This window comes from Streptomyces sp. NPDC098101, assembly GCF_044760185.1.
GTDB lineage: Bacteria > Actinomycetota > Actinomycetes > Streptomycetales > Streptomycetaceae > Streptomyces.
In genome coordinates, this window is the sequence record NZ_JBIWAS010000005.1 from 353,220 (window position 1) to 374,197 (window position 20,978).

General features: G+C 72.2%; 17 protein-coding genes. 7 read left to right on the plus strand and 10 right to left on the minus strand.

The annotated features are described in order from the left end of the window. Positions 1-18 precede the first annotated feature (18 nt). The 3 genes from ACIQVI_RS24530 to ACIQVI_RS24540 all read left to right on the plus strand — a co-directional run bounded on the left by ACIQVI_RS24530 (position 19) and on the right by ACIQVI_RS24540 (position 3,822). Positions 19-1,290: an aspartate kinase gene (locus ACIQVI_RS24530; RefSeq protein ID WP_121829779.1), complete on the plus strand. Its 1,272-nt coding sequence runs from the start codon at positions 19-21 to the stop codon at positions 1,288-1,290. A 361-nt stretch (positions 1,291-1,651) separates the two neighbouring features. Beyond that, complete coding sequence (locus ACIQVI_RS24535) at positions 1,652-2,380, plus strand: SigE family RNA polymerase sigma factor (protein WP_403599413.1); 729 nt, start codon at positions 1,652-1,654, stop codon at positions 2,378-2,380. After that, a complete protein-coding gene (locus ACIQVI_RS24540) occupies positions 2,377-3,822 on the plus strand; it encodes a hypothetical protein (RefSeq protein WP_403599416.1) in 1,446 nt (481 codons plus the stop codon). The genes ACIQVI_RS24535 and ACIQVI_RS24540 overlap by 4 nt, the downstream gene beginning before the upstream one ends. On the opposite strand, the gene ACIQVI_RS24545 is transcribed toward ACIQVI_RS24540, so the two are convergent. From ACIQVI_RS24545 to ACIQVI_RS24555, 3 genes are all read right to left on the minus strand, one after another. Beyond that, entirely contained in the window at positions 3,792-4,211 is a 420-nt protein-coding gene (locus tag ACIQVI_RS24545) for a DUF6193 family natural product biosynthesis protein (RefSeq protein ID WP_403599419.1), read from the minus strand. The genes ACIQVI_RS24540 and ACIQVI_RS24545 overlap by 31 nt on opposite strands. A gap of 71 nt (positions 4,212-4,282) precedes the next feature. Then, entirely contained in the window at positions 4,283-5,032 is a 750-nt protein-coding gene (locus ACIQVI_RS24550; protein ID WP_403599422.1) for an SURF1 family protein, read from the minus strand. Positions 5,033-5,121: 89 nt separating this feature from the next. Continuing rightward, positions 5,122-6,948 (minus strand): prolyl oligopeptidase family serine peptidase, encoded by a 1,827-nt coding sequence (locus tag ACIQVI_RS24555; protein ID WP_403599425.1) that lies wholly within the window; start codon positions 6,946-6,948, stop codon positions 5,122-5,124. A gap of 62 nt (positions 6,949-7,010) precedes the next feature. Between ACIQVI_RS24555 and ACIQVI_RS24560 the strand changes: the two genes are divergently transcribed. Continuing rightward, complete coding sequence (locus tag ACIQVI_RS24560) at positions 7,011-7,841, plus strand: class I SAM-dependent methyltransferase (protein ID WP_351971882.1); 831 nt, start codon at positions 7,011-7,013, stop codon at positions 7,839-7,841. 21 nt (positions 7,842-7,862) lie between these two features. Here ACIQVI_RS24560 and ACIQVI_RS24565 read toward each other — a convergent pair whose 3' ends face one another. Continuing rightward, on the minus strand, positions 7,863-8,897 hold the full coding sequence (locus ACIQVI_RS24565; RefSeq protein ID WP_403599429.1) for an Lrp/AsnC family transcriptional regulator: 1,035 nt from the start codon (positions 8,895-8,897) through the stop codon (positions 7,863-7,865). A gap of 526 nt (positions 8,898-9,423) precedes the next feature. Between ACIQVI_RS24565 and ACIQVI_RS24570 the strand changes: the two genes are divergently transcribed. Then, complete coding sequence (locus ACIQVI_RS24570; RefSeq protein ID WP_403599432.1) at positions 9,424-10,767, plus strand: tetratricopeptide repeat protein; 1,344 nt, start codon at positions 9,424-9,426, stop codon at positions 10,765-10,767. Positions 10,768-10,850: 83 nt separating this feature from the next. Here the strand turns inward: ACIQVI_RS24570 and ACIQVI_RS24575 are convergent, their stop codons facing one another. Then, a complete protein-coding gene (locus tag ACIQVI_RS24575) occupies positions 10,851-12,722 on the minus strand; it encodes an alkyl/aryl-sulfatase (RefSeq protein ID WP_403599435.1) in 1,872 nt (623 codons plus the stop codon). A 186-nt stretch (positions 12,723-12,908) separates the two neighbouring features. Between ACIQVI_RS24575 and ACIQVI_RS24580 the strand changes: the two genes are divergently transcribed. Beyond that, positions 12,909-13,190 (plus strand): hypothetical protein, encoded by a 282-nt coding sequence (locus tag ACIQVI_RS24580; protein ID WP_351971886.1) that lies wholly within the window; start codon positions 12,909-12,911, stop codon positions 13,188-13,190. Between the two features lie 25 nt (positions 13,191-13,215). On the opposite strand, the gene ACIQVI_RS24585 is transcribed toward ACIQVI_RS24580, so the two are convergent. After that, positions 13,216-14,268: a serine/threonine-protein kinase gene (locus ACIQVI_RS24585; protein ID WP_351971887.1), complete on the minus strand. Its 1,053-nt coding sequence runs from the start codon at positions 14,266-14,268 to the stop codon at positions 13,216-13,218. Between the two features lie 220 nt (positions 14,269-14,488). Between ACIQVI_RS24585 and ACIQVI_RS24590 the strand changes: the two genes are divergently transcribed. Continuing rightward, positions 14,489-15,367, plus strand: a complete 879-nt coding sequence (locus tag ACIQVI_RS24590) for a glycosyltransferase family 2 protein (RefSeq protein ID WP_403599439.1) — start codon at positions 14,489-14,491, stop codon at positions 15,365-15,367. Between the two features lie 1,143 nt (positions 15,368-16,510). Here the strand turns inward: ACIQVI_RS24590 and ACIQVI_RS24595 are convergent. From ACIQVI_RS24595 to ACIQVI_RS24610, 4 genes are all read right to left on the minus strand, one after another. After that, positions 16,511-17,527: a hypothetical protein gene (locus ACIQVI_RS24595; protein ID WP_403599442.1), complete on the minus strand. Its 1,017-nt coding sequence runs from the start codon at positions 17,525-17,527 to the stop codon at positions 16,511-16,513. A gap of 222 nt (positions 17,528-17,749) precedes the next feature. Beyond that, complete coding sequence (locus ACIQVI_RS24600; RefSeq protein ID WP_388663163.1) at positions 17,750-18,781, minus strand: helix-turn-helix domain-containing protein; 1,032 nt, start codon at positions 18,779-18,781, stop codon at positions 17,750-17,752. Positions 18,782-18,787: 6 nt separating this feature from the next. Next, positions 18,788-19,399: a hypothetical protein gene (locus ACIQVI_RS24605; protein WP_403599445.1), complete on the minus strand. Its 612-nt coding sequence runs from the start codon at positions 19,397-19,399 to the stop codon at positions 18,788-18,790. A 96-nt stretch (positions 19,400-19,495) separates the two neighbouring features. Beyond that, a complete protein-coding gene (locus ACIQVI_RS24610) occupies positions 19,496-20,836 on the minus strand; it encodes a transcriptional regulator (protein ID WP_403599448.1) in 1,341 nt (446 codons plus the stop codon). Positions 20,837-20,978: the final 142 nt, after the last annotated feature.

A 20,978-nucleotide genomic window follows, 5' to 3' on the forward strand; every position in this document is an offset into this window, starting at 1 on the left:
ACTGAGCGAGGAGCGCACGTGGGCCTTGTCGTGCAGAAGTACGGAGGCTCCTCCGTTGCCGATGCCGAAGGCATCAAGCGCGTCGCCAAGCGGATCGTGGACGCCAAGAAGAACGGCCACCAGGTGGTCGTCGTGGTTTCCGCGATGGGCGACACGACGGACGAGCTGATCGATCTCGCCGGACAGGTATCCCCGATTCCTTCCGGGCGAGAGTTCGACATGCTGCTGACCGCCGGGGAGCGGATCTCCATGGCCCTGCTGGCCATGGCGATCAAAAACCTGGGCCACGAGGCCCAGTCGTTCACCGGCAGCCAGGCCGGTGTCATCACCGACTCGGTCCACAACAAGGCGCGCATCATCGATGTCACGCCGGGCCGGATCCGCACCGCCCTCGACGAGGGCAACATCGCCATCGTCGCCGGCTTCCAGGGCGTGTCCCAGGACAAGAAGGACATCACCACCCTGGGCCGCGGCGGCTCCGACACCACCGCCGTCGCGCTGGCCGCCGCCCTCGACGCCGAGGTCTGCGAGATCTACACCGACGTCGACGGCGTCTTCACCGCCGACCCGCGCGTGGTGAAGAAGGCGAAGAAGATCGACTGGATCTCCTTCGAGGACATGCTGGAGCTCGCCGCCTCCGGCTCCAAGGTGCTGCTGCACCGCTGCGTCGAGTACGCGCGCCGCTACAACATCCCGATCCACGTCCGCTCGTCCTTCTCCGGACTCCAGGGCACGTGGGTCAGCAACGAACCGCAAGGAGCCCAGAAGGTGGAGCAGGCCATCATCTCGGGTGTCGCCCACGACACCTCCGAGGCGAAGATCACCGTCGTCGGCGTGCCGGACAAGCCGGGCGAGGCCGCGGCCATCTTCCGGGCCGTCGCGGACGCCGAGATCAACATCGACATGATCGTCCAGAACGTGTCCGCCGCCTCCACCGGCCTCACGGACATCTCCTTCACCCTCCCCAAGGCCGAGGGCCGCAAGGCCATCGACGCCCTGGAGAAGGCGAAGGGCGCGATCGGCTTCGACTCGCTGCGCTACGACGACCAGATCGGCAAGATCTCCCTGGTCGGCGCCGGTATGAAGACCAACCCGGGCGTCACCGCGGACTTCTTCCGCGCGCTCTCCGACGCGGGCGTGAACATCGAGCTGATCTCGACCTCCGAGATCCGCATCTCGGTCGTCACCCGCGCCGACGACGTCAACGAGGCCGTGCGCGCCGTCCACACCGCCTTCGGCCTGGACAGCGACTCGGACGAGGCCGTGGTCTACGGCGGCACCGGGCGCTGACCCCCGCCCGGTTCCCCGGGTCTCCCACGACTCCCCCCGGACGGCGGCCCCCCGCGGCCGTCCGTCCGGGGGGAGTCGTGTGTCATGGATTTGTGTGATCTGTGAACGACCTGTGAGCAATTCGGCGTCGGATATCCCTTGAACTGCGATGATCTCCTGGACGACGATGCATTTCCCCCCGTGCCGCAACCGGTAGTTGGGTGGGGCGCGTCTCTGCGGACACCCATGGGCGGGTGGCGCCGGGCGCGCTGTGAAAGCGGGGCATCGGGGGAGAACAGGTACGCATGAGGACGAACAACCCGCCGTCGAAAAGGACGGCGAGCGCGTACAACCCTGCCGGGGGCAGGCGTGTCCAACAGGCGTGGCAGAGGTACTCGACATCGCGACCATCGCCCCGCTGCGCGGCGCGGGCACGGCGTTGCTCCCCGTACGGAGCGGCGTCGCCGACTCCGTGCGCGGCTCCGTCGTCGCCCCCTTCCGGCGCCCGCGGGCCCTCGGCGGAATGCCGGTGATCGCCCCCGTGACCACCGGTTCCCGGTCCACCCGGGTGAACGGCATTCCCGCACCCCGCACGAGCGACGAGGGGGCTCCGGCCGTCGGCACCACCGTCGACCACCTCACCGAGACCTATCGCGCCCACTACCGGTCGCTGCTCGGGCTCGCCGCGCTGCTCCTCGACGACACGGCCTCCTGCGAGGACGTGGTCCAGGAGGCGTTCATCCGCGTCCACTCGGCCCGCAAGCGGGTCCGTGAGCCGGAGAAGACGCTCGCCTACCTGCGCCAGACCGTCGTGAACCTCTCCCGGTCCGCGCTGCGCCGCCGCATCCTCGGCCTCAAGCTCCTCTCGAAGCCGATGCCGGACATGGCCAGCGCGGAGGAGGGGGCGTACGACCGGCTGGAGCGCGAGGACCTGATCAAGGCCATGCGCGGGCTCCAGCGGCGCCAGCGCGAGGTCCTCGTCCTGCGGTACTTCGCGGACATGACCGAGGTCCAGGTCGCCGAGACGCTGGGGATATCCCTGGGCTCGGTGAAGGCGTACGGCTCGCGGGGCATGGCCGCCCTGCGCGTCGCGATGGGAGCGACGTCGTGAGCGGGACGTACGGCGAGCGGGGCGGGACTCCCGAGGACGGGACCGCCCCGGAGGAGGGCGTGCGCCCGGAGGGCCGCGACCACGGCGCACCCGACGACCACGGGACGGGCGCCGAGGACCGCGCGGAGGACCACGGGGAACCCGAGGAACGCGGGGCCGGTGCCGGGGATCCCGGGACCGCGGAGGGCTCCGGGGACTCCGGGGGGCGCGGAACGGGCGCCGACGACCACGAGGGAACCGGGGGATCCGGGGGAGAAGGGCCGGGCGCCGGGGACCGTAAGGTCACCGGGGGCCCCGAGGCCCGTGCCCGAGACGAACGCGACGATCTGAGTGGACAGCGCATGGTGAACATCGAGCCCGGGCCCGGCGACGGAGACGGGGACGAGGAGCTGGCGCTGCGGCGGATGCTGCAGGGCGCCGTGGGAGGACTGGAACCCTCCCTCGGGTCGCTGGAGCACCTGCGCCGGGCCGTGCCCGCCCGGCGCGCCCGCAAGCGGCAGGCTGTCGTGGGCGCCGCGGCCGCCGCGGTCCTCATCGGCACGGCCGTCCCGGCCTTCGTGCACGTCGCCTCCTCGGAGGGGACCACCACCGCCAGCCCCGTGAACGCCGGCCACGGCGAGGACGCCCAGGGCGGCACCGGCGCCGAGACCGGCGTCGAGGGCGGCCAGAGCTCCAAGGCCCCCGCGAGCAGCGTCTCCCCGAGCCAGGACGGCGGAGAGGGCGGCGCCGACGGCTCCTCCGGCAAGCCGGAGGGGCCGGGTGCCGAGGCCTCCGGCGAGACCCCGGGAGGCGTGGAGGGGGACGGCTCCGGCGTCGGCCGCTGCACGTCCGGCCAGCTCGGCTCCGGCGGCGCGCAGGCCGGCGGTCCCGACGCCGAGGGCAAGGTGTACGGCAGCTTCCGCGTCGTCAACGTCTCCGGCACCCCCTGCGTCGTGGACGGCGCGGGCGTCGTCGGCTTCGAGGCCCGGGGAGCGGCCGACCCCGGGCGCATCTCGGTGGTCCGGCACACCTCCGGCGACCCGCTCGGCTCCTCGCGGGAGTCCGCCCGGCTCGTCCTGAAGCCGAACGGCTCCTACGAGGTGAAGTTCGTCTGGGTGCCGAGCGAGACCTGTCCGACGACCGGGACCACGCCCACCCCGACGCCGACCACGCCCGTCGAGCCGCCGACCACACCGCCCCCGACGCCCACCCCGACCGAGCCCACGACCAACCCCGAGCCCAGCGGCGGTCCGGGCTCCGGCGGCGCCGGCGGCAGCCCGGAGCCGGTCCCGGGGGCCGAGGGCGGCCCGGCGGCCCAGCTGCTCCTGGCGGACGGCGGCCCGGCGGACGGAAGCGTCGTGGTCAGCCACACCGCGGAGCCCGGCGGCCCCTCGCTGTCGGCGGTCGTCCCCGGCGCCTGCGCCGGCACCGTCTACCGCACCGGCCTGCTCGGCTCCTCCTGAGCCCCGGGGCGCGCCCCGGCCCCGGATTCCGGAGCCGGGGGCCACGGCCCCTCGTAGGCCGGTCCGCAGTCGTCCGGCAGGTGGGCCACCACCAGCGCGGCCGCCTCGGCCGGTGTGAGCGCCTCGCCCAGGACGCGCGGCGACTCCCTCAGCGGCGCGTACACGGTGCACGACCGCGCGTCGCCGACGATGAACGGCAGGTCGTTGCTCCACGGGAAGTGCGTGTTGCGGTGGAAGGTCAGCGCCCCGTGGCTCGGAAACGGGAACAGGGCCCGCAGCCGGGGTTCCGCGTGGGCGGCCGCGACGACCTCGGGCTCTCCCTGCCGCACCGTGGGATGCCCCTCCAGCATGAGCCGCCAGGTCTTCTCGGCAACCGTCTCGTCAGTCATCCAGTGATCATGACGGCTGCACCCGGTGCTCGGCCAGGGCGAGGCCCCGGGCTTCACGGGCCGTGCGGCCCCTACGCGCCCGACAGGCCCAGCGCCTCGTCCCGGGAGGCCTCCGCCTCGCGCCGCACCAGGCGGAACCACATGAAGAGCACGAAGCCGGCGAAGACGAACCACTCCGCCGTGTAGCCCAGGTTCTGGAAGGCCTTCGCGTCCAGGCCCGTGCCCGCGGCGGCCGCCGCCGGGACCGGCGTGAGACCGGCGGGGGAGTCCGCGAGGGTGATCCAGGCGTCGTAGACGTCGTCCGTCACCACGTTCACCAGGGACGCCGCGCTGATCATGCCGAGCTGCCCCTCGGGCAGGCCGCCCGCCGCGCGGACGCCCTTCGACCCCTGGTTCTCCGAGGCCTGGAGCGCGCCCACCACCGTGACCTCGCCGGACGGCGGGGCGGGCGCCGCGGCGCCCTCGGGGAGCCAGCCCCGGACCACCGGCAGCGACCGGCCGCCGTCCGTCCGCAGCAGCGTCAGGACGTACGCGCCGCTCCGGCCGTCCAGCTCGCGGCCCGGCACGAGGAACTGGTCCCCGAACCGGCCGCGCGCCTCGGCCGTGCGGCCCGACGTCTCCTTGTCCACCGGAAGCAGAGAGTCCAGCGGCTCGGCCTTCGCCGCGCTCGGCGCGGGCCGCCGCTCCGCCTCCTGGTGGGTGTCGACGCGGTCCTCGAACTTCCCCAGCTGCCAGGTCCCCATGAAGACGCAGAACGGGATCGCGAGGAGGACGAAGAGGTTGATCCCCCACCAGCGGGGAGTTCTCAGGAACCGGTACACGCCCCCCACGGTACGCAAGGCCGCCCGGTCCCCCGTCGCCCGGGTGCCCGGACCGGGGCTCTGCGCGGCCCCGATCCGCGGGACGGGTCCTAGACCGGCCGGGTCCCCAGGTGCTTCGCGGCGAACGCCAGGTCCAGGGCGACCTGCTTGATCCGCTCCTCCACCACCAGGGAGCCGTGGCCCGCGTCGTACCGGTACACCTCGTGGACCGCGCCCCGGGCCGCCAGCCGGTCGACGTAGTTGTCGATCTGCCGGATCGGGCAGCGCGGGTCGTTGACCCCGGCCGAGATGTGCACCGGCGCCTTCACCGCGTCCACGTACGTCAGCGGCGACGAGGCCGCGTACCGCTCGGGCACCTCCTCGGGCGAGCCGCCCAGGAGCGTGCGGTCCAGCGCCTTCAGGGCCTCCATCTCGTCCTCGTACGCCGTCACGTAGTCCGCGACCGGGACCGCCGCCAGACCGACCGCCCAGGCGTCCGGCCGGGTGCCCAGGCCCAGGAGCGTCAGATAGCCGCCCCACGAGCCGCCGGAGAGGACCAGCCGCTCCGGGTCCGCGAGCCCGCTCGTCACCGCCCACTCCCGGACCGCCTCGATGTCCTCCAGCTCGATCAGGCCGACCCGGTGCTTCAGCGCGTCCGTCCACTCCCGGCCGTATCCCGTCGAGCCCCGGTAGTTGACCCGCACCACCGCGTATCCGTGGTCCAGCCAGGCCGCCGGGCCCGACGCGAAGGCGTCGCTGTCGTGCCAGGCCGGACCGCCGTGCACCTCGAAGACCGTCGGGAACGGGCCCCCGCCCTCCGCCGGGCGCTGCACCAGCGCGTGGACCCGGCCGCCGGGCCCCTCCACCCACACGTCCTCCACCGGCAGCGACGGCGGCGCCTTCGGGCCGGGCGGGTCCAGGACGATCCCGCCGTCCGTGGAGCGCACCACCGGCGGCTCGGCGGCCGAGGACCACAGGTACTCCACGGAGCCGTCCGGCCGGGCCGTCGCGTCCGACACCGAACCGGCCGGGGTCTCCACCCGCACCAGGGCGCCGGTGGCGATCTCGTACCGCCACAGCTCGCTGCGGGCCTCGAAGCCGTGCACGATCAGCAGGCCCGAGCCGTCCGGGTACCACTCCGCCGACACGTCGCCCGGCAGGTCGAGCCGCAGATCGGTCTCGGCGCCCGTCGCCACGTCCCAGAGCATCGGCTCCCAGCGCCCCCGCCGCTGGTGGCCGACGAGCAGCCGGGTGTCCCCGGCGGCCGGGGCGAAGCCCAGGACCGTGAGGCCCAGCTCCTCCGTGCCGTCCTTGGTGTCGTCGAGCTCCGCGACCACGCTCCCGTCCGAGGCGCGCAGCACCCGCAGCGCCGAGTGCATCGCGTCCCCGTGCTCGGTGTGCTCGATCGCGACCAGCGAGCCGTCGTACGACAGGTCGCCGACCCCGGCCGACTCCCGGTGCCGGTAGATCTCGACCGGGGCGCCGGCCCCGGGCCGTACGAGGTGGACCGTCGAGCCGTCCTCGTCCGTGGAGCGGCCCACCACGAGCGTGCCCTCCCGGCCGATGGCGAGCCCGGCCGGATAGGAGGGGGCCAGGTCCGGCACGGCCGGCTCGTCCGCGCCGCCCGCGAACGGCTGCCGCATCCACACCCCGAACTCGTCCCCGTCGGTGTCCGCGAACCACCAGATCCACTCGCCGTCCGGGGACAGCGTCCCGTCCGTCGTCCCGTTCGGCCGGTCCGTGACCTGCCGCTGCTCCCCGGTCGCCCGGTCCCACGCGTACAGCTCGTACGTCCCCGTCGCGTTCGACACGAACAGGGAGCGGTCCGGCGCCTCCTCGGCCCAGTCGGGCAGGGAGACGCGGGGCGCGCGGAAGCGCTGCTCCCAGACGGGCGCGGCGGTGTTCTGGACCTGCTTGCTCTCAGTCATGGCACCCATCATGCTCCGGGCGGCGGACGATCGGGTCGCGTGCTCCGCAGCCTGTGGATAACCTCGCCGACATGTACTCTCCGACCCCCGAGGACTGGCGCGAGGCCAACCGGGCGCGCTGGGACGAGCGCGTCCCGATCCACGCGGCGGGTTCCTTCTACGACCTCGACGCCTTCCGCGCGGGCAGGAACGTCCTGCGGGACTTCGAGCTGGCGGAGGTCGGGGACGTCACCGGGCGCACCCTGCTCCACCTCCAGTGCCACATCGGCCTGGACACCCTCTCCTGGGCCCGGCAGGGCGCCGCCCACGTCGTCGGCCTGGACTTCTCCGAGCCGGCCGTCGAGACCGCCCGCTCGCTCGCCGCCGACCTCGGCCTCGCGCAGGAGCGGGCCGCGTTCGTCGCCGCCGACGTGTACGACGCGGCCGGGGCCGTCCCCGACGACTCGTACGACGTCGTCTACACCGGCGGCGGGGCGCTGTGCTGGCTGCCCGACGTCGAGCGCTGGGCGGAGACCGCCGCCTCGCTCGTCGCCCCCGGCGGCTTCCTCTACCTGGCCGAGTTCCATCCGCTGACCGACTCGCTCGACGACGAGACCGGCAGCCGGATCGTGCACGACTACTTCGTCCGCGACCCGTGGGTGGACACCACCCCGGGCACGTACGCCGACCTCGACGCCACCACCGTCCACAACCGCAGCGTGGAGTGGGTGCACCCGGTCGGCGAGGTCGTCACGGCGCTCGCGCGGGCGGGCCTGCGGATCGACTTCCTGCACGAGCACGACGTCTCGCTCTTCCCCCGCTACGGCACGCTCCAGCGGCACGAGGACGGCTACTACCGCTTCCCGGCGGACCGCCCCCGCGTCCCCCTGATGTACTCGGTCAAGGCGTCCCGCCCGGCCTGAGCCGCCCGGTCCCGCCCGGCCTCAGGCCGTGTCCCCCGGGCGCACGTGGTGCGTCCGCCGGCCGTCCGGGCCGAGGACCTGCGCCCCGATCTTGTGCGTGCGCAGCGAGAGCGAGGTGCCCGTGATCCGCAGCGCCGACGCGGCCCGGACGAGCGCCGCCGTCACCTCGTGCAGCTCGTCGACGGTACGGAGCCACATCGCGAGCGCCAGGTTGTGCGGCCCGGTGACCGAGGTGACCAGCCGGGCCTGGCGCAGCCGGCCGAGCGCGGCGACCGTCTCCGGCACCTCCAGGGGAGGGACGTCCGCCGTGACCAGCGCCCACACCGGACGCCCGGAGAACCGGGGGGCGGGCAGGCAGTGGTGGTGGAAGGCGCCGGTCGTCGCCAGGACGTCCAGCCTGCGCCGTACCGTCGACTCGCTCGTGCCGCACCGCCGGGCGAGCTCGGCGGCGCTGCGGCGGGCGTCCCCCGCCAGCTCCGCGACGATCCGCCGGTCCAGCTCGGTCACGTGCGGGTACGCGCGCGCGTGGACCCGGCCCCGCCGCTCCCCGCCCGTCAGCTCCGTGAGGAGCTGGATCTGCCCGGGGGTGAGCTGGTCGATCCGCGACCGGTACGGGCGGTTGTGCAGCCGCGTGACGACCTGCGCGCGGCACCGGAGCACCCCCGGCAGCCGCCGCACCCGGCCGGCCAAGTAGGCGTCGAGGGCGTAGAGGTCGGGGGAGGCGACGAGCAGCACCAGGTCGGCGTCGCCGGTCACCTGGTGGACGCCGAGGGTGCAGGGGTCCTCCGCGAGCTCGCCCGCGGTGGCCTCGATGGCCCCGGCGACGCACTCCAGCTCCACCCACGCGTACAGGGTGGCCTCCTTGCCGTGCCGGGCGGCCAGCAGCGAACTCCAGGCGTAGCCCTTGCCGCTGAGGTGCTCCCAGCGCCGGGCGAGGGTGTCGGGGCTCGCCTCCAGGACGGCCGAGAGCTGCGTCCAGCTGGCGCGCGGAGCCATCTGCAGCGCGTGGATCAGCGCCAGATCCGCCTCTCCCAGGACGGATTCCCCGGTATCCATGTGCCTCCTTGGCCGATCCCCGGAAAACCCCGCCTCCGGGTTCCGAGGGGCCCCAGGATGTGCACCGGGGCACGTGCATTCAAGCCCGCGACGGTGGCCTCCGCCATGACGTCGGGCACAACGCGCGGACACGCGCGCGGGCACGGCCCGTGGAACGGCCCGCGGACACGACGGTCCGGGGCACCACATCCCACGCGCGCGTACACCAGGAAGGGTGGGGATGACGAGGCACTCGCGGGGGAACGGACGCCCGTCCGGTCGCCCGGCCGGGGATCCGGCCGTCGACACGACCGGACGCGTCCGGCGCATCGGACACCTCAGGGACATCCGGAGCGCCGGAAGCGCCGGGAGTGCCGGGGACACGGGAAGCGGTGGGGGTACGGGAAGCGGCGGGGGTACGGGGAGCAGTTGGGGCGCGGGGAGTGCCGGGAGCGCCGGGGACGCGGGGGGCGTCGGCGGCGTCGAGTGTGCCGGGCCCGGCGGGACCCCTGAGACCCCCGGGACCGAGCTGCTGTGGGGCGAGCCGGTGACCGCCGGTCAGCTCGCCGCCGCCGAGGGCGGATACGCCCGCTGCGACCCCGACGAGCGGCTCCTGTGGGAGCGGCTCTCCGTCTTCGAGGGCGCCTTCGGCCGGGACGCCGTCCGCGAGGTGTGCGCCTCCGGCACCCTCCCCTCGTCCCGGATCGGGGCGGTCCTCGACCGGCTCGCCCCCCTCGCGCTCCTGCCCGTCGACGACCTGTTCGACGGCGAGGAGGACGCGCCCCGTTACTGGATGCCGCTCCCCATGCGCGCGGTGGGCGCCCGCAGGCTCACCGAACGCGGCGACCGCTGGGCCGTCGTCCTGCACCACCGCAGGTGGTGCGCCGGGCTCGCCCGCCGGGCCGCCGACCGGTGGCAGAGCGGCCGGCAGCTCGACGCCCGCGACCTCGCCCTGCGGGAACTCCCGGACCTGGCCGCCGCCATGGACCCCACGACCGCGCCGCTCTCCCCGAGCGCCGAGGCCGGCACGGCCGTCGAGATCGCGGTCTCCCTGTGGTTCCTGTGGGTGGCCTGCGGCCGGGTCGCCGAGGGCCGGACCCGGCTGCGGCACGCGCTCGCCCTGCACCCCGGGCCGCCGCCGGCCCGCGCCCTGTGGCTCGCCGCCCACCTGGAGCTGGAGGCGGGCCGCCCCGAGGACGCCGACCCGCTGCTCGTCCGGGCCTGGGCGGCGGCCGTACGGGACGGCGACGACCGCTGCCTGGGCCTGCTGGCCCAGCTGCGCGGCTCCACCGCCCTCCACCAGGGGCGCACGCGCGCGGCGGCGGCCGAGTTCCGCGAGGCGCTGGCCCTGACGGCGGAGCACCCGGACTTCGGCCCCGGCCGCGAACCGGCCTGGGCCGGGCTCGCGCTCGCCCTCGCCCGCACCGACCCGGAGGCGGCGCAGGAGGCCCTGGACCGGCTGCCGCTCGAACGGGCGGGGCGGCGGGCCTGGGCCGGACGGGACCTGTGGGCCGACGCCTGGGCGCACCACGCGCGTGCCGAGCTCCTCGCCTGGGACGGGGAGCGGGGGAGGGCCGCCGAGCACGCCCGGAGGGCGCTCCGGGGCCATCTGACGCTCGGCTCGGCGGCCGGGGCGTCCTGCGCGGCCGAACTCCTCGCGGAGCTGCGGATCGCGACCGGACGGCCCGTCTCCGCCGCCCGCCTCCTGGGCGCCGTGGACGTGCTGCGGACCTCCGTCTTCGGCGAGGCGTACCGCCCGACGGCCGCCGTCCTGACGGCACGGAAGCGCGGCGAGCGGGCCCTGCGGGAGGCGCTCGGCGAGGAGGAGCTGCGCCGGGCGCGCGAAGAGGGCGCGGACCTGGGCCTGTTCGCCCTCTCCGAGGAGCCCTAGTTCCACAGGCCCTACGGGCTCACGGCGTCACGGGCTCACGGGCTCACGGGCTCACGGCGTCACGGCCTCACCGGCTCACGGCCTCACGGCGTCACGATCGGGAAGAGCGGGTCGGGCTTCGTCACGTACGAGAGGAGACGGGCGAGCAGGGCGGGGTCGCCCTCCACCCCGACCCCGAGCTCCCCGGGCCCCTGTCCGTCGAGCAGGCCGAGCAGTTGCTGCTTGGACAGGGTCAGGGTGAGCCCGGCGGGCGTCCGGGGGTCGGTGACCGCCCGGTGGGTGAGGGCCCCGTTGTGCAGGGTGAGCCGCCGCCGTCCGCCCTCCGGGCCGTCCGTCGGGACCAGGTCGATCGTCAGGTCGTCGTCCCAGGCGCGCGGCCCGTCGATCGCGACGGCGATCGAGTCGATCAGCATCGGGACGGTGAGGGCCGCCGCCATCTCGGGGTTGGTGGTGTCGAGCACCTCGCCCCCGGCCCCCTGCCGCAGCTCCTGCGCCGAGGTGAGGTAGAAGTTGCGCCAGGGGCCGTTCTCGGAGCCGTACCCCAGCCGGTCGTAGACCCCGGCGAGCGTCTCCCTGGCCTCCTCGTGCACCGCGCTCGCCGGGCGCTCCTCGCCCACGGGGACCTCCGGCGCGGTGGCGAAGACCAGGTGGTTCAGGAGGGTCGCGGCGAACCGCAGGTCGCCCTCCGCCACGTACGCGCGTGCCTTGGCGAGGGCCTCGGCGGGTCCGCCCGCCACCGCCACGTACCGCTTGGCGAGCTCGACCGGCGGGTGCTCCCAGAGGTGGGCCACGTTGCCGTCGAACCAGCCCAGGTAGCGCTGGTAGACCGCCTTCGCGTTGTGGTTCAGGGAGCCGTAGTACCCGCGCGCGTGCCAGGCGCGGGCGAGCGCCGGCGGCGGTTCGAGCAGCTCGGCGATCTCCGACGCGGTCAGGCCCTCGTTGAGCATCCGCAGCGTCTGGTCGTGCAGGTACGCGTAGAGGTCGCGCTGCTCGGTCAGGAACCGCACCACCTCGTCGTGGCCCCAGGTGGGCCAGTGGTGGGAGGCGAAGGCGACGTCGTACCGCCCGTGGAAGTACTCGATCGCCTCGTCGAGGTACACGGACCAGATCCGGGCGTCGCGGACGACCGCGCCGCGCAGGGTCAGGACGTTGTGCAGGTTGTGCGTGGCGTTCTCGGCCAGGCACAGGGCGCGGAGGTCGGGGAAGAGGAAGTTCATCTCGGCCGGGGCCTCGGTGCCCGGCGTGAGCTGGAAGACGATCCGCACGCCGTCGACCGTCTCCTCCTGGCCGGTCTCCGTGATGTCGACGGTCGGCGGGATCAGGCTGATGGTGCCGACGGACGTGGTCTGGCCGAGCCCGGCGCCGATCTGGGCGTCCGGCGCCTTCGGCAGGTTCGCCCCGTACATGTAGCCGGCCCGGCGGGTCATGGCGTTGCCCGCGTACACGTTCTCGCTGACGGCGTGCTCCAGGAAGCCGGCCGGGGCGAGGACCGGCACGCCCTCCTCGGTGCCGCGGGGCAGGACGCCCCGGGCCCCGCCGAAGTGGTCGCCGTGCGAGTGGGTGTAGATCAGGCCGGTGACCGGGCGGTCGCCCCGGTGCTCCCGGTAGAGCGCGAGGGCCGCGGCGGCGGTCTCCACGGAGATCAGCGGGTCGATGACGACGACCCCGCGCTCGCCCTCGACGAGCGTCATGTTCGACAGGTCGAGGCCCCGCACCTGGTAGACGCCCTCGGTGACCTCGTAGAGCCCCTGCCGGGCGCAGAGCCGGGCCTGCCGCCAGAGGCTGGGGTGGGCGGTGTCGGGACAGTCCGCCTCCAGGAACGCGTAGGCGTCGCCGTCCCAGACCGTCCGCCCGCCGGCGTCCGTGACCGTGCCGGGGACGAGGGCGGCGAGGAAGCCCCGGTCGGCGTTCTCGAAGTCCGTCGTGTCCTCGAACGAGGGGAGGGTGTCGCTCATGGGCGGGGTGCTCCGTTCCGCGCGGGCGGTGCTCGCCGTACCGGTACGTAATGTTCTGTGCCGTTCTATGTCGTTTCGTACCGGTCCATCTGACCACCGGGCCCCCGCGCCCGCACGCCGGAGCGGGGAGCGGGGAGGGGCGGGAGGGCCGGGCCGTACCTACCCTGGGAGGTACGGAGGTGACCCATGAGACGACGGCACCACTTCCACATCGACCACCTGGGGCACTCGGTCTCCGTGACCGTGGAGACGGGCCACTCGGCGGCCGTCGACGTCCTCGTCGACGGCAAGGAGACCGCCCGGGTCGTGATCGGGCGCGAACGGCAGGTCGCGCTCCCGGTCGAGCTGCCGACCGACCCTCCGACGACGGTGACCGTACGGGCGACCGCGGGCCCCGGCACACCGCGCTGCCTGCTGGTCCCGGCGGACGAGGGGGACCCGCTGGTGATGGCGCCGAGGCCGTACTGAACCGTCCGTGACCGCGCCGCGGGCCTCAGGAGAGCCAGGCCATCCCGATGATCAGGAAGACCACGAAGGCGATGGCCCCGGCCACGGCGGCCGTCTTGCGCGGGCGGCGCCGGGAGAGCTCCGCGAGCCCGCCGCCGGGGGCCGGGCGCTCGCGCCGCCGGGACGCGGGCGCGGCGGGCGCGGTCATCGGCGGCGGGGTGGGGGCGGGCACGTGCCGGGGCATGGGCGCGGGGCGGTGCGGCGCGGGAGCGGGCGGGGCCTGGTGGTAGGAACGCCAGGCGCCGGAGGAGAACCAGTCGGCGATGGCCTGCGCGGAGGGCCGCTGCTCGGGCTGCTTCGCCAGCAGGCTCAGCAGGTACGACTCGAACTCGGGCGGCAGCGCGACCCCGAGGTGCGCGGGCGGCGCGGGCGGGGTGTCGATGTGCTGGTAGAGCAGGGCGGTGGCGGTGTCCGCGCGGAACGGGGGTCTTCCGGTGAGCAGTTGGTAGAGCACGCAGCCCAGCGAGTACACGTCGGAGGCGGGCGAGGCGGGCTGCCCGAGGGCCCGCTCGGGCGCCAGGTACAGGCCGGTGCCCACGATCTGACCGGTCGTCGTGAGCGCGGCCGAGGGGTCGTCGACGAAGCGGGCGATGCCGAAGTCGGCGAGCTTCACGGTCCCTTCGGCGTCGATGAGCAGGTTCCCCGGCTTGATGTCCCGGTGCACCACGCCCTGCCGGTGCGCGGCCGCGAGCCCGGCGGCGGCGTGCGCGGCGACCACGGCGACCCGCTCGGGCGGCAGGACCAGGGGGTCGGAGGGGCTTCCGGCGAGGCTGTCGCCCTCGACCAACTCCATGACGAGGAACAGCTTCCCGTCCCAGGTGCCGAAGTCGAAGACGCCCACCACGTGCGGGTGGCTGAGCCGGGCGGCGGTCTGCGCCTCCAGGCGGAACCGGTCGCCCGCGGCGGGGTCGGCCGCGTTGGCCAGCATCAGCTTCACGGCCACGGACCGGCCGAGGACCTCGTCGGTGGCCTGCCACACCTCGCCCATGCCGCCCCGGCCGATACACACGTGAAGCCGATATCGGTCCGCGACCAGCACCTGGAGACCACCCTTTCGAAGATCGATCAACTTGACGGAAGGGAACCAGCGTAGAGCCGTGCGGTCGCGCTCCTCGCCGCGCTCCCCCTCCGAACGCCCCCGCGGTGCACGACATCCGTGGTCCGGGTGAACGGAAGGCGACGCGGGACGGCTAGCATCGCGGCCCGAAAGGCCTTCGCGGCCTGCGAGGACCTTTGGCCTGCGAGGAACGGAGCGGACCGTGGCGCGACCGCGTATCGGTGTGGCGGTACTGACGATGGGCACGCGCCCGGCCGAGCTGCGGGCGCTGCTCGACGCCGTGGCGGCCCAGGACGAGCCGGCCGCCCGGATCGTGGTCGTCGGCAACGGCACGGGCTCGCTCCCGGAGCTGCCCGAGGGCGTCACCGGGGTCGAACTCCCGGAGAACCGGGGGGTGACGGGCGGCCGGAACGTCGCGCTCGACACGCTCCGGGCCTTCGGCGACGTGGACGTGGTGGTGGACCTCGACGACGACGGCCTGCTCGTCGACCGGGACGTCTTCCGCCGTCTCGCGGACCTGTACGACGGGGACCCGGCGCTCGGCGTGGTCTCGTTCCGCATCGCGGACGAGACCGGCGAGACCCAGCGGCGGCACGTCCCCCGCCTGGGGGCGAAGGACCCGATGCGCGGCGGCGAGGTGACCACCTTCCTCGGCGGCGGCCACGGCCTGTCGATGCGGATGCTCGACGAGATCGGCGGCTGGCCGGAGGACTTCTTCTTCACCCACGAGGAGACGGACCTCGCCTGGCGGGCCCTCGACGCGGGCTGGAAGGTCGTCTACGAGCCGAAGCTCCTCCTCCAGCACCCGAAGACCAGCCCGGCCCGGCACGCCGTCTACCACCGCATGACCGCCCGCAACCGCGTCTGGCTGGCCAAGCGCAACCTCCCGGCCCTCCTGGTCCCCGTCTACCTCGGCGTCTGGACCCTCCTCACCCTGGCCCGCACCCGCTCCCTCCCCGGCCTCGGCGCCTGGCTCACCGGCTTCGCCGAGGGCATCCGCCACCCGGCGGGCCCCCGCGTCCCGATCCGCTGGTCGACGGTCCTGCGCATGACGCGGCTGGGGCGCCCGCCGGTGATCTAGCGGCCTCCCCGGGCCGTCACCTCCGCTTCATCCCCGAACCGCCGAGATCAGGGCGGCCAACGCCGCGATCAGACCGGCGACGGCCGTCACACCGGCCAACCACAGGCTGACCCTGCGGTGGCCGTCGTCATGGGGTTCCCTGCCGGAAGGGCGGTCGGGCGACGTCATGCTGGTCCTTCGCTCGCTGGAGGCCCGCCGACGGCTGCCGCCGGGCCGGACGCTTCATGTCGCAGGGAACCTAGCAGTCCGCTGACCAGCGCGTTTGTCCACTGATGCGGTTTCGGCTGCGGGGGAGACGTCGATGGTGGACACTGTTTTCATCTCGCCGTCGACCAAGGGACACCTCTGTCCTGCGGCATATGACAGTGGTCTATATCCGGAGCCTTGCAGACAAAGGGGGCCATGTGCCCAAACCCCTCAGACGGGACGCTTATCGGTTTGGCCGGAACCCGCCCCGAGGGTTTGGCGGAGTGGTCGCGCAGACAGACGCGCAGACGAAAACAGGTGAGCCACCTAGCGATGTCGCTAGGTGGCTCACCTGTTTACTTCAGCTGTCGGGGTGGCGGGATTTGAACCCACGACCTCTTCGTCCCGAATGAGGTCCGGGCAAGATTGAGACCTGTCAGTTTGACTTTTCCGCAGGTCAGGGCGTTGGGCTCGGTAGGTTTCGCGTGGTTTCGGGAGGGCGCGGGGAACGGGTTGGCTCCCCGATGGCTCCCACGTAATGCGCCGAAGGCGTCCCCTCTTTCCTGCCGTAAACCTCAGCCGATCGGACGGAGGAGTGGCAGGAGTGCCAGGCTGGTCGCTCAGTGGCTTCGTGCTGTTTGCAGACTGACACTTAGCTTGCGCCACAAGGGCGCAACGTCAGCATCAGCCCCGGACTCGCCCCCGCTGAGCTGATCGGTGACCTTTGCCTCGTTCCGCTCTAGCAGGAAGATTCAGTCGGCCCGTCTCACCGGATCTCCCAACCTTGCGGCGGCTCTCGGTCACCTGCCAACGTAGACGCCGGTGCTCGAGGACGGCTTTCCACAGCTCCAGGCGATGGCGAGAATCCTTCGGAAACATGAAGCGGAGTACACCCAGGACAACGGCAGCCGCCAGCACGGGTACGGACCCTAGGTGGTCGATGAGGAACGGCATGGATCAGCCCTTCCCATCGCACAGGTCGAGCGAGGCGGTGCCCAGCACCACCCGGTAGGTGTCACCGTGGCGAGTAAATCTTGCGCCCTTGATCCCGGCCTCCTGGTGCGTCAGGGCCAGAGCCAGGTCGCGGGGTTCGGGATAGCCGGTCCAGCGGAGCTTCCATGAGCCGCCGGCGCCCCAGAGTCGACGTACGGGACCGTGCCGAATCACTTCCGGTTCCTTCCGGCGTTCGACTCCGGGGCGCTCCAGAGGGTCCCAGGACAGACTGGTCGCCCAGTGGCCACGTCGGTCAACCAGGTTGTAGCGGGAAACGAGACCTGCCAGCAGAGTGGTCGCTTCTCCCGAAATCGGGGGGACCGCTGCCAGTGTGCGGCGCTCGTGCACGGTGAGGTCGTCGTCCAGTGTGAGATAGGAGTGCCGGGGTACGTGGCTGCGCCTGTTGCCGCGCTGGCATCCGGCCGGGTCACCGGTGATGGTCAGCAGTGCACCAGTGGGCAGATGACGCAGACAGACGGAGCGTTGTCCGTGACATGTGTAGGTGACCTCATGCCGTAGCCCAGGGATGCCGCGTGTGTCGGCCCCCACAGTGGCCATCAGCCGGGTGGCCACGTTCTCCGGGGCGCGCTCTGCCACCATTACCAACTGGTCCATGCGGGGTGACATCACTGGGTCATACGAGGCGACAACCGAGTAGTTCCACCTAGCCGTCGGGCCGGTGTACACATTGCCGTTGAAAAGTGCGAGCGCTAGTAGGGCCCGGAAGGCGCGCTGGTCGTCCGAGCAGTGGTCTAGGCCCAAACCGCGCGTGTCGCTGCTGATCGCGGACCGGGCGGCGGCTTTGCTCTCCCCGGTGTACTGGGCGCGGAGGGGAATCCGTTCCTCGGGTGCCATGGTGTGGACGGGCAATCCACCCAACTCGCGCGCGGCGATCAACCGTGCCTCTTGGAAAAGGATGGCGTTCCCGGACTCGCGTCGGATGCGGCGTCCGAGTGTGGTGATATCCCTGTCGAGCGACATGTCTGGCTCCCAGCGGGCGCGCCTCAGTGCTCCCGCCCACTGCGCCCCATAGGAGGAACGACAGTTTTCAATCACGCGCGCCCGACGGCACTTTGCGCCCTCAACCCTGGGTAGCTGCGGGAGTGACCCAAGTCCGACGTAACGGCGAGCGTGGTCGCCTGACCGAAGCATAGCGCCTTATCGATCGCGGTCCTGGTGTCGTGTGTGATGTCGCTCTGCGGATCAGACCGCGTGGAGAGTCAAGGTGCTTCCGTACTCGGACCGGAACTCACGGAGCTGCAGTCCGACCACGGTGGCCAGCTCCCTGTCCGAGTACCCGTGATCCAATCGGTGCGTCTCCAGGATGTTGGTCAGGATGCTCGGTTCTTCGCGGTCAGGCTCCGCGGGCTCGTTCCGGCGGTAACCGTGCTGCGTCAACTGGACTTGCAGACTCTTGTACTTGTTCTCATCGATGCGTTCCAGGCGCTTCGCAGTCTGGATCACTGCGGCCATGGACGCCTTCCAGTGTTGCTTGAGCTGGATCGCTCGCTGGAGCGTGAGGCCGGACAGGTGAGGTCCGATGAGGGAACCGGGCATCAGGAATTCGGAGGCGAAGGTGTCTGCTTCCCGTTCGCCATTGTCGCTCGGCAGCTGGTGCATGACGAGGTGTCCCAGCTCGTGAAGGACGGTGAACCGTTCCCGTGCCGGTGGCATGCCTTCGTTGAGGATGATCACGGGCAGGCTATTGGGTGTCCTGACGCTGAGACCGAAGATCTTTGGGGATTCCAGGTCCCGTCGTACGACGACGATGCCGGCTCTCTCGACGGTTCGGATGACGTCGTGTACCGGCCCATCGGGCAGCAGCCAGCTTGCTCGGACCTTTGCTGCGGCCTGTTCCGGAGTGTGCTCGTCTGCGTCGAGGACGGGCAGCCGGTATATCGGCTCGATGTCCACACTGGCTTCGAGCCGGCGGAGCTGCATGAGCAGCAGATTGACCTCGGCTTCGATCCGCTGGAGCGCGGTCTTGCCAAGGCCGGACTGCTTGCGGTGGTAGAAGCCTGATGGGCCTAGGCCCACGGGTTCATCCGGCCAGTCCAGGAGGTCTCTGGGGTAGCCGAGGGCTTCCGCCACCGCTTGCACGCGCTCGGGAGTCAGGGTTCCGATGCCGTTCTCCGCCTTGGACAGGGCGGCCTGTGAGATGCCTGCGAGTCCAGCCAACTTGGACTGGGACAAGCCACGAGACTCCCGCGCGAGTTGCAGAAGGCGCGGGTTCATGGGTGGTTACCTCTCTTCGGTACCGGTCTGATCTGGGATTTCACGCCGCTTGGGCCGGACGATCGTATCCCGCTGCGGAGCCGACGGCATGGGCGCGACGGGGGCCGTGACACCAGTCTCATCGAGACCAAGATCCAATTCCAGGACCCACAGTTGGTCATCGTCGAGACTGCATGTGATGGCCATCCGCTCCAGGCCCAGCCCCTCCTTGTCGGGCAGATAGCCAGCGACCAGATGGGTCAGGGCCTCCAAGCCAGGCAGGACCTGGTTGGCGTACTCGCGTCGCTGCTGAGTCGGTACACCGCTCGTGCGCAGCTTGCGGTCCCTGAACTTCTTGAACCGCAGGACGATCTTCCCATCGAACGTAAGGAGGAGGAAGCCGCGACTGTCCCCGACCTTGACGTCGTCATAACCGTCGAATGCGTTGACCGCCTCGTAGCGAATGAAGTCGTACACGAGGTTGGCCCGCGCGCGGGCGCTGATCACGATGCCGAGTTCGCTGTCCTGCTTCAGCAGGGTGAGCCACCTGCGCCATCCGAGTTCGATGCAGCCAGCGATCTTGGGGAGATGCGGCGACAGGGTCGACTCGGCCTCTACTGCGTTGAGAGGTTCCGTCACAAGGAGATCTTGGCGGACTTAAGTATCCCGTGTCAATTATTCATCGAACTATTCCCCGAGTGGATCTCGACGCTACTCGGGAGCGTGTCTGGTCCATCAGGACGAAGGGGGCAGAGCGCGGAGGCGTTCCCGGAACTCCCGCACGGCAGGCTCTGCGGCGTGAGGTTCGAGGTAGTGACTGAACTTCGTCAGGCGGACCTGCGCTCGGTCGGACCGGACGCTGCTCTCCAGCAGTTCCAGGCCAACGGCAGCAGCGGCCAAGGCACCCTCCAGATCCCTGGCGGCCAGTCGTGCCGTGGCGAGGCGTCCGGAACGTACCGCCTGATCACGCGGGACTGCTCGGTCCACTGCGGCTGAGAGGGCGTGGGTCGCCCGTTCCGGGAATCCGGCCCGAAGCATGATCTTGCCCTCGGTCGACTTGAGCTGGGCCTCGCCGTACCAACCGAGCCAGCCGGGGCGGTCGCCCTCTCGGTGGGCGCCCCACAGGTCATAGGCGCGGTTGAGGGACTTGGCGGCCGCTTCGTGGCGGGTGTCGCGGGAGAGGGCCTCGGCCTGGTGGAGGTGGAGGTACGAGGCCGCTGCCGGTGGGAGGGCCGCAGGGGCGTTGCTGATGGCGGTCTCGATCAGCCTCACGCGGGCGGCGGTGTCGCCGGCGTCGGAGACGTGGATGCCCATCTCGGCGAGGATGAAGGCGCCGAAGCCGTTGTCCTGAGCGCTGTGGGCGCTGCGGAGGGCGCCGACGTAGTAGCGCTGACCGAGGGAGCGGAGGCCCTTGTCGTAGGCCATCCACCCGGCCAGGTAGGACACACCGGCCGCCGTGGCGTAGAGGCGGTGTTCGACGGCATCGGTGTAGCGACCGTGGTCGAGCAGACCGGTGATCAGGGCGAGATCGCTGGTCGCCTGGTCCAAGAGGCGGGCGCCGCCCATCTGGTCGTCGAGCACGCGCAGGGTCTCCACGCGCTGTTCGATGGTGGTCACCATGGCGTCGGTGACCCGGTCGCCGTCGAGTGCGGAGGCGAAAGCCTCCGGCGCGGCTGCCCAGTTGGCGGCTACGCCCGTCAGGGCCGCACCGGTGATGGAGAGAAAGGCCCGACGGTCCATGTGGCCGCTCCTGACCAGGTCGGTGAAGACCTTCACGGTGCCGGCCGGGGTCCAGGGTGCTACCAGGGCCGTCGACTCCCACGCCGGCAGCCATCGCGGCCAGGGCGCCGAGCGCACGTGGTCCTCGGGAACGCCCAGCAGGTCGGCGAGCACTCGCTGCGCATCCGCGTCGGGGGCCTGGCCCTGCTCCCACTTCCAGATCGTCGTCCGGTTGGTGGCGAGGGGCACGCCCATCTCGGCGCCACGCTCGCACATCAGCCGGGCTAACTCGGCCTTGCCCCAGTACCGGTTCTCGCGCACATAGGTCAGCGGGTGCAGCGTCGTCGGATCGGACATCCCAGCCTCCCCTCAGGTCGGTGGTCAGAGGCTACTCCCCACGTGGGAAACGGGGGTTTCTCTCCTCGGAGGAACCCCCGGGAAACGTTCCGCGCCCTCGGCCCGCCGCCGTTCACTGTCGGGACACGTTCGGAGCCGGACG

Coding starts and splice junctions, on each gene's coding strand:
- ACIQVI_RS24545 (WP_403599419.1), bottom strand. CDS start 4,211: ATGACTGACGAGACGGTTGCCGAGAAGACCTGGCGGCTCATGCTGGAG.
- ACIQVI_RS24555 (WP_403599425.1), bottom strand. CDS start 6,948: ATGGGTGCCATGACTGAGAGCAAGCAGGTCCAGAACACCGCCGCGCCC.
- ACIQVI_RS24560 (WP_351971882.1), top strand. CDS start 7,011: ATGTACTCTCCGACCCCCGAGGACTGGCGCGAGGCCAACCGGGCGCGC.
- ACIQVI_RS24565 (WP_403599429.1), bottom strand. CDS start 8,897: ATGGATACCGGGGAATCCGTCCTGGGAGAGGCGGATCTGGCGCTGATC.
- ACIQVI_RS24575 (WP_403599435.1), bottom strand. CDS start 12,722: ATGAGCGACACCCTCCCCTCGTTCGAGGACACGACGGACTTCGAGAAC.
- ACIQVI_RS24580 (WP_351971886.1), top strand. CDS start 12,909: ATGAGACGACGGCACCACTTCCACATCGACCACCTGGGGCACTCGGTC.
- ACIQVI_RS24595 (WP_403599442.1), bottom strand. CDS start 17,527: ATGTCGCTCGACAGGGATATCACCACACTCGGACGCCGCATCCGACGC.
- ACIQVI_RS24600 (WP_388663163.1), bottom strand. CDS start 18,781: ATGAACCCGCGCCTTCTGCAACTCGCGCGGGAGTCTCGTGGCTTGTCC.
- ACIQVI_RS24610 (WP_403599448.1), bottom strand. CDS start 20,836: ATGTCCGATCCGACGACGCTGCACCCGCTGACCTATGTGCGCGAGAAC.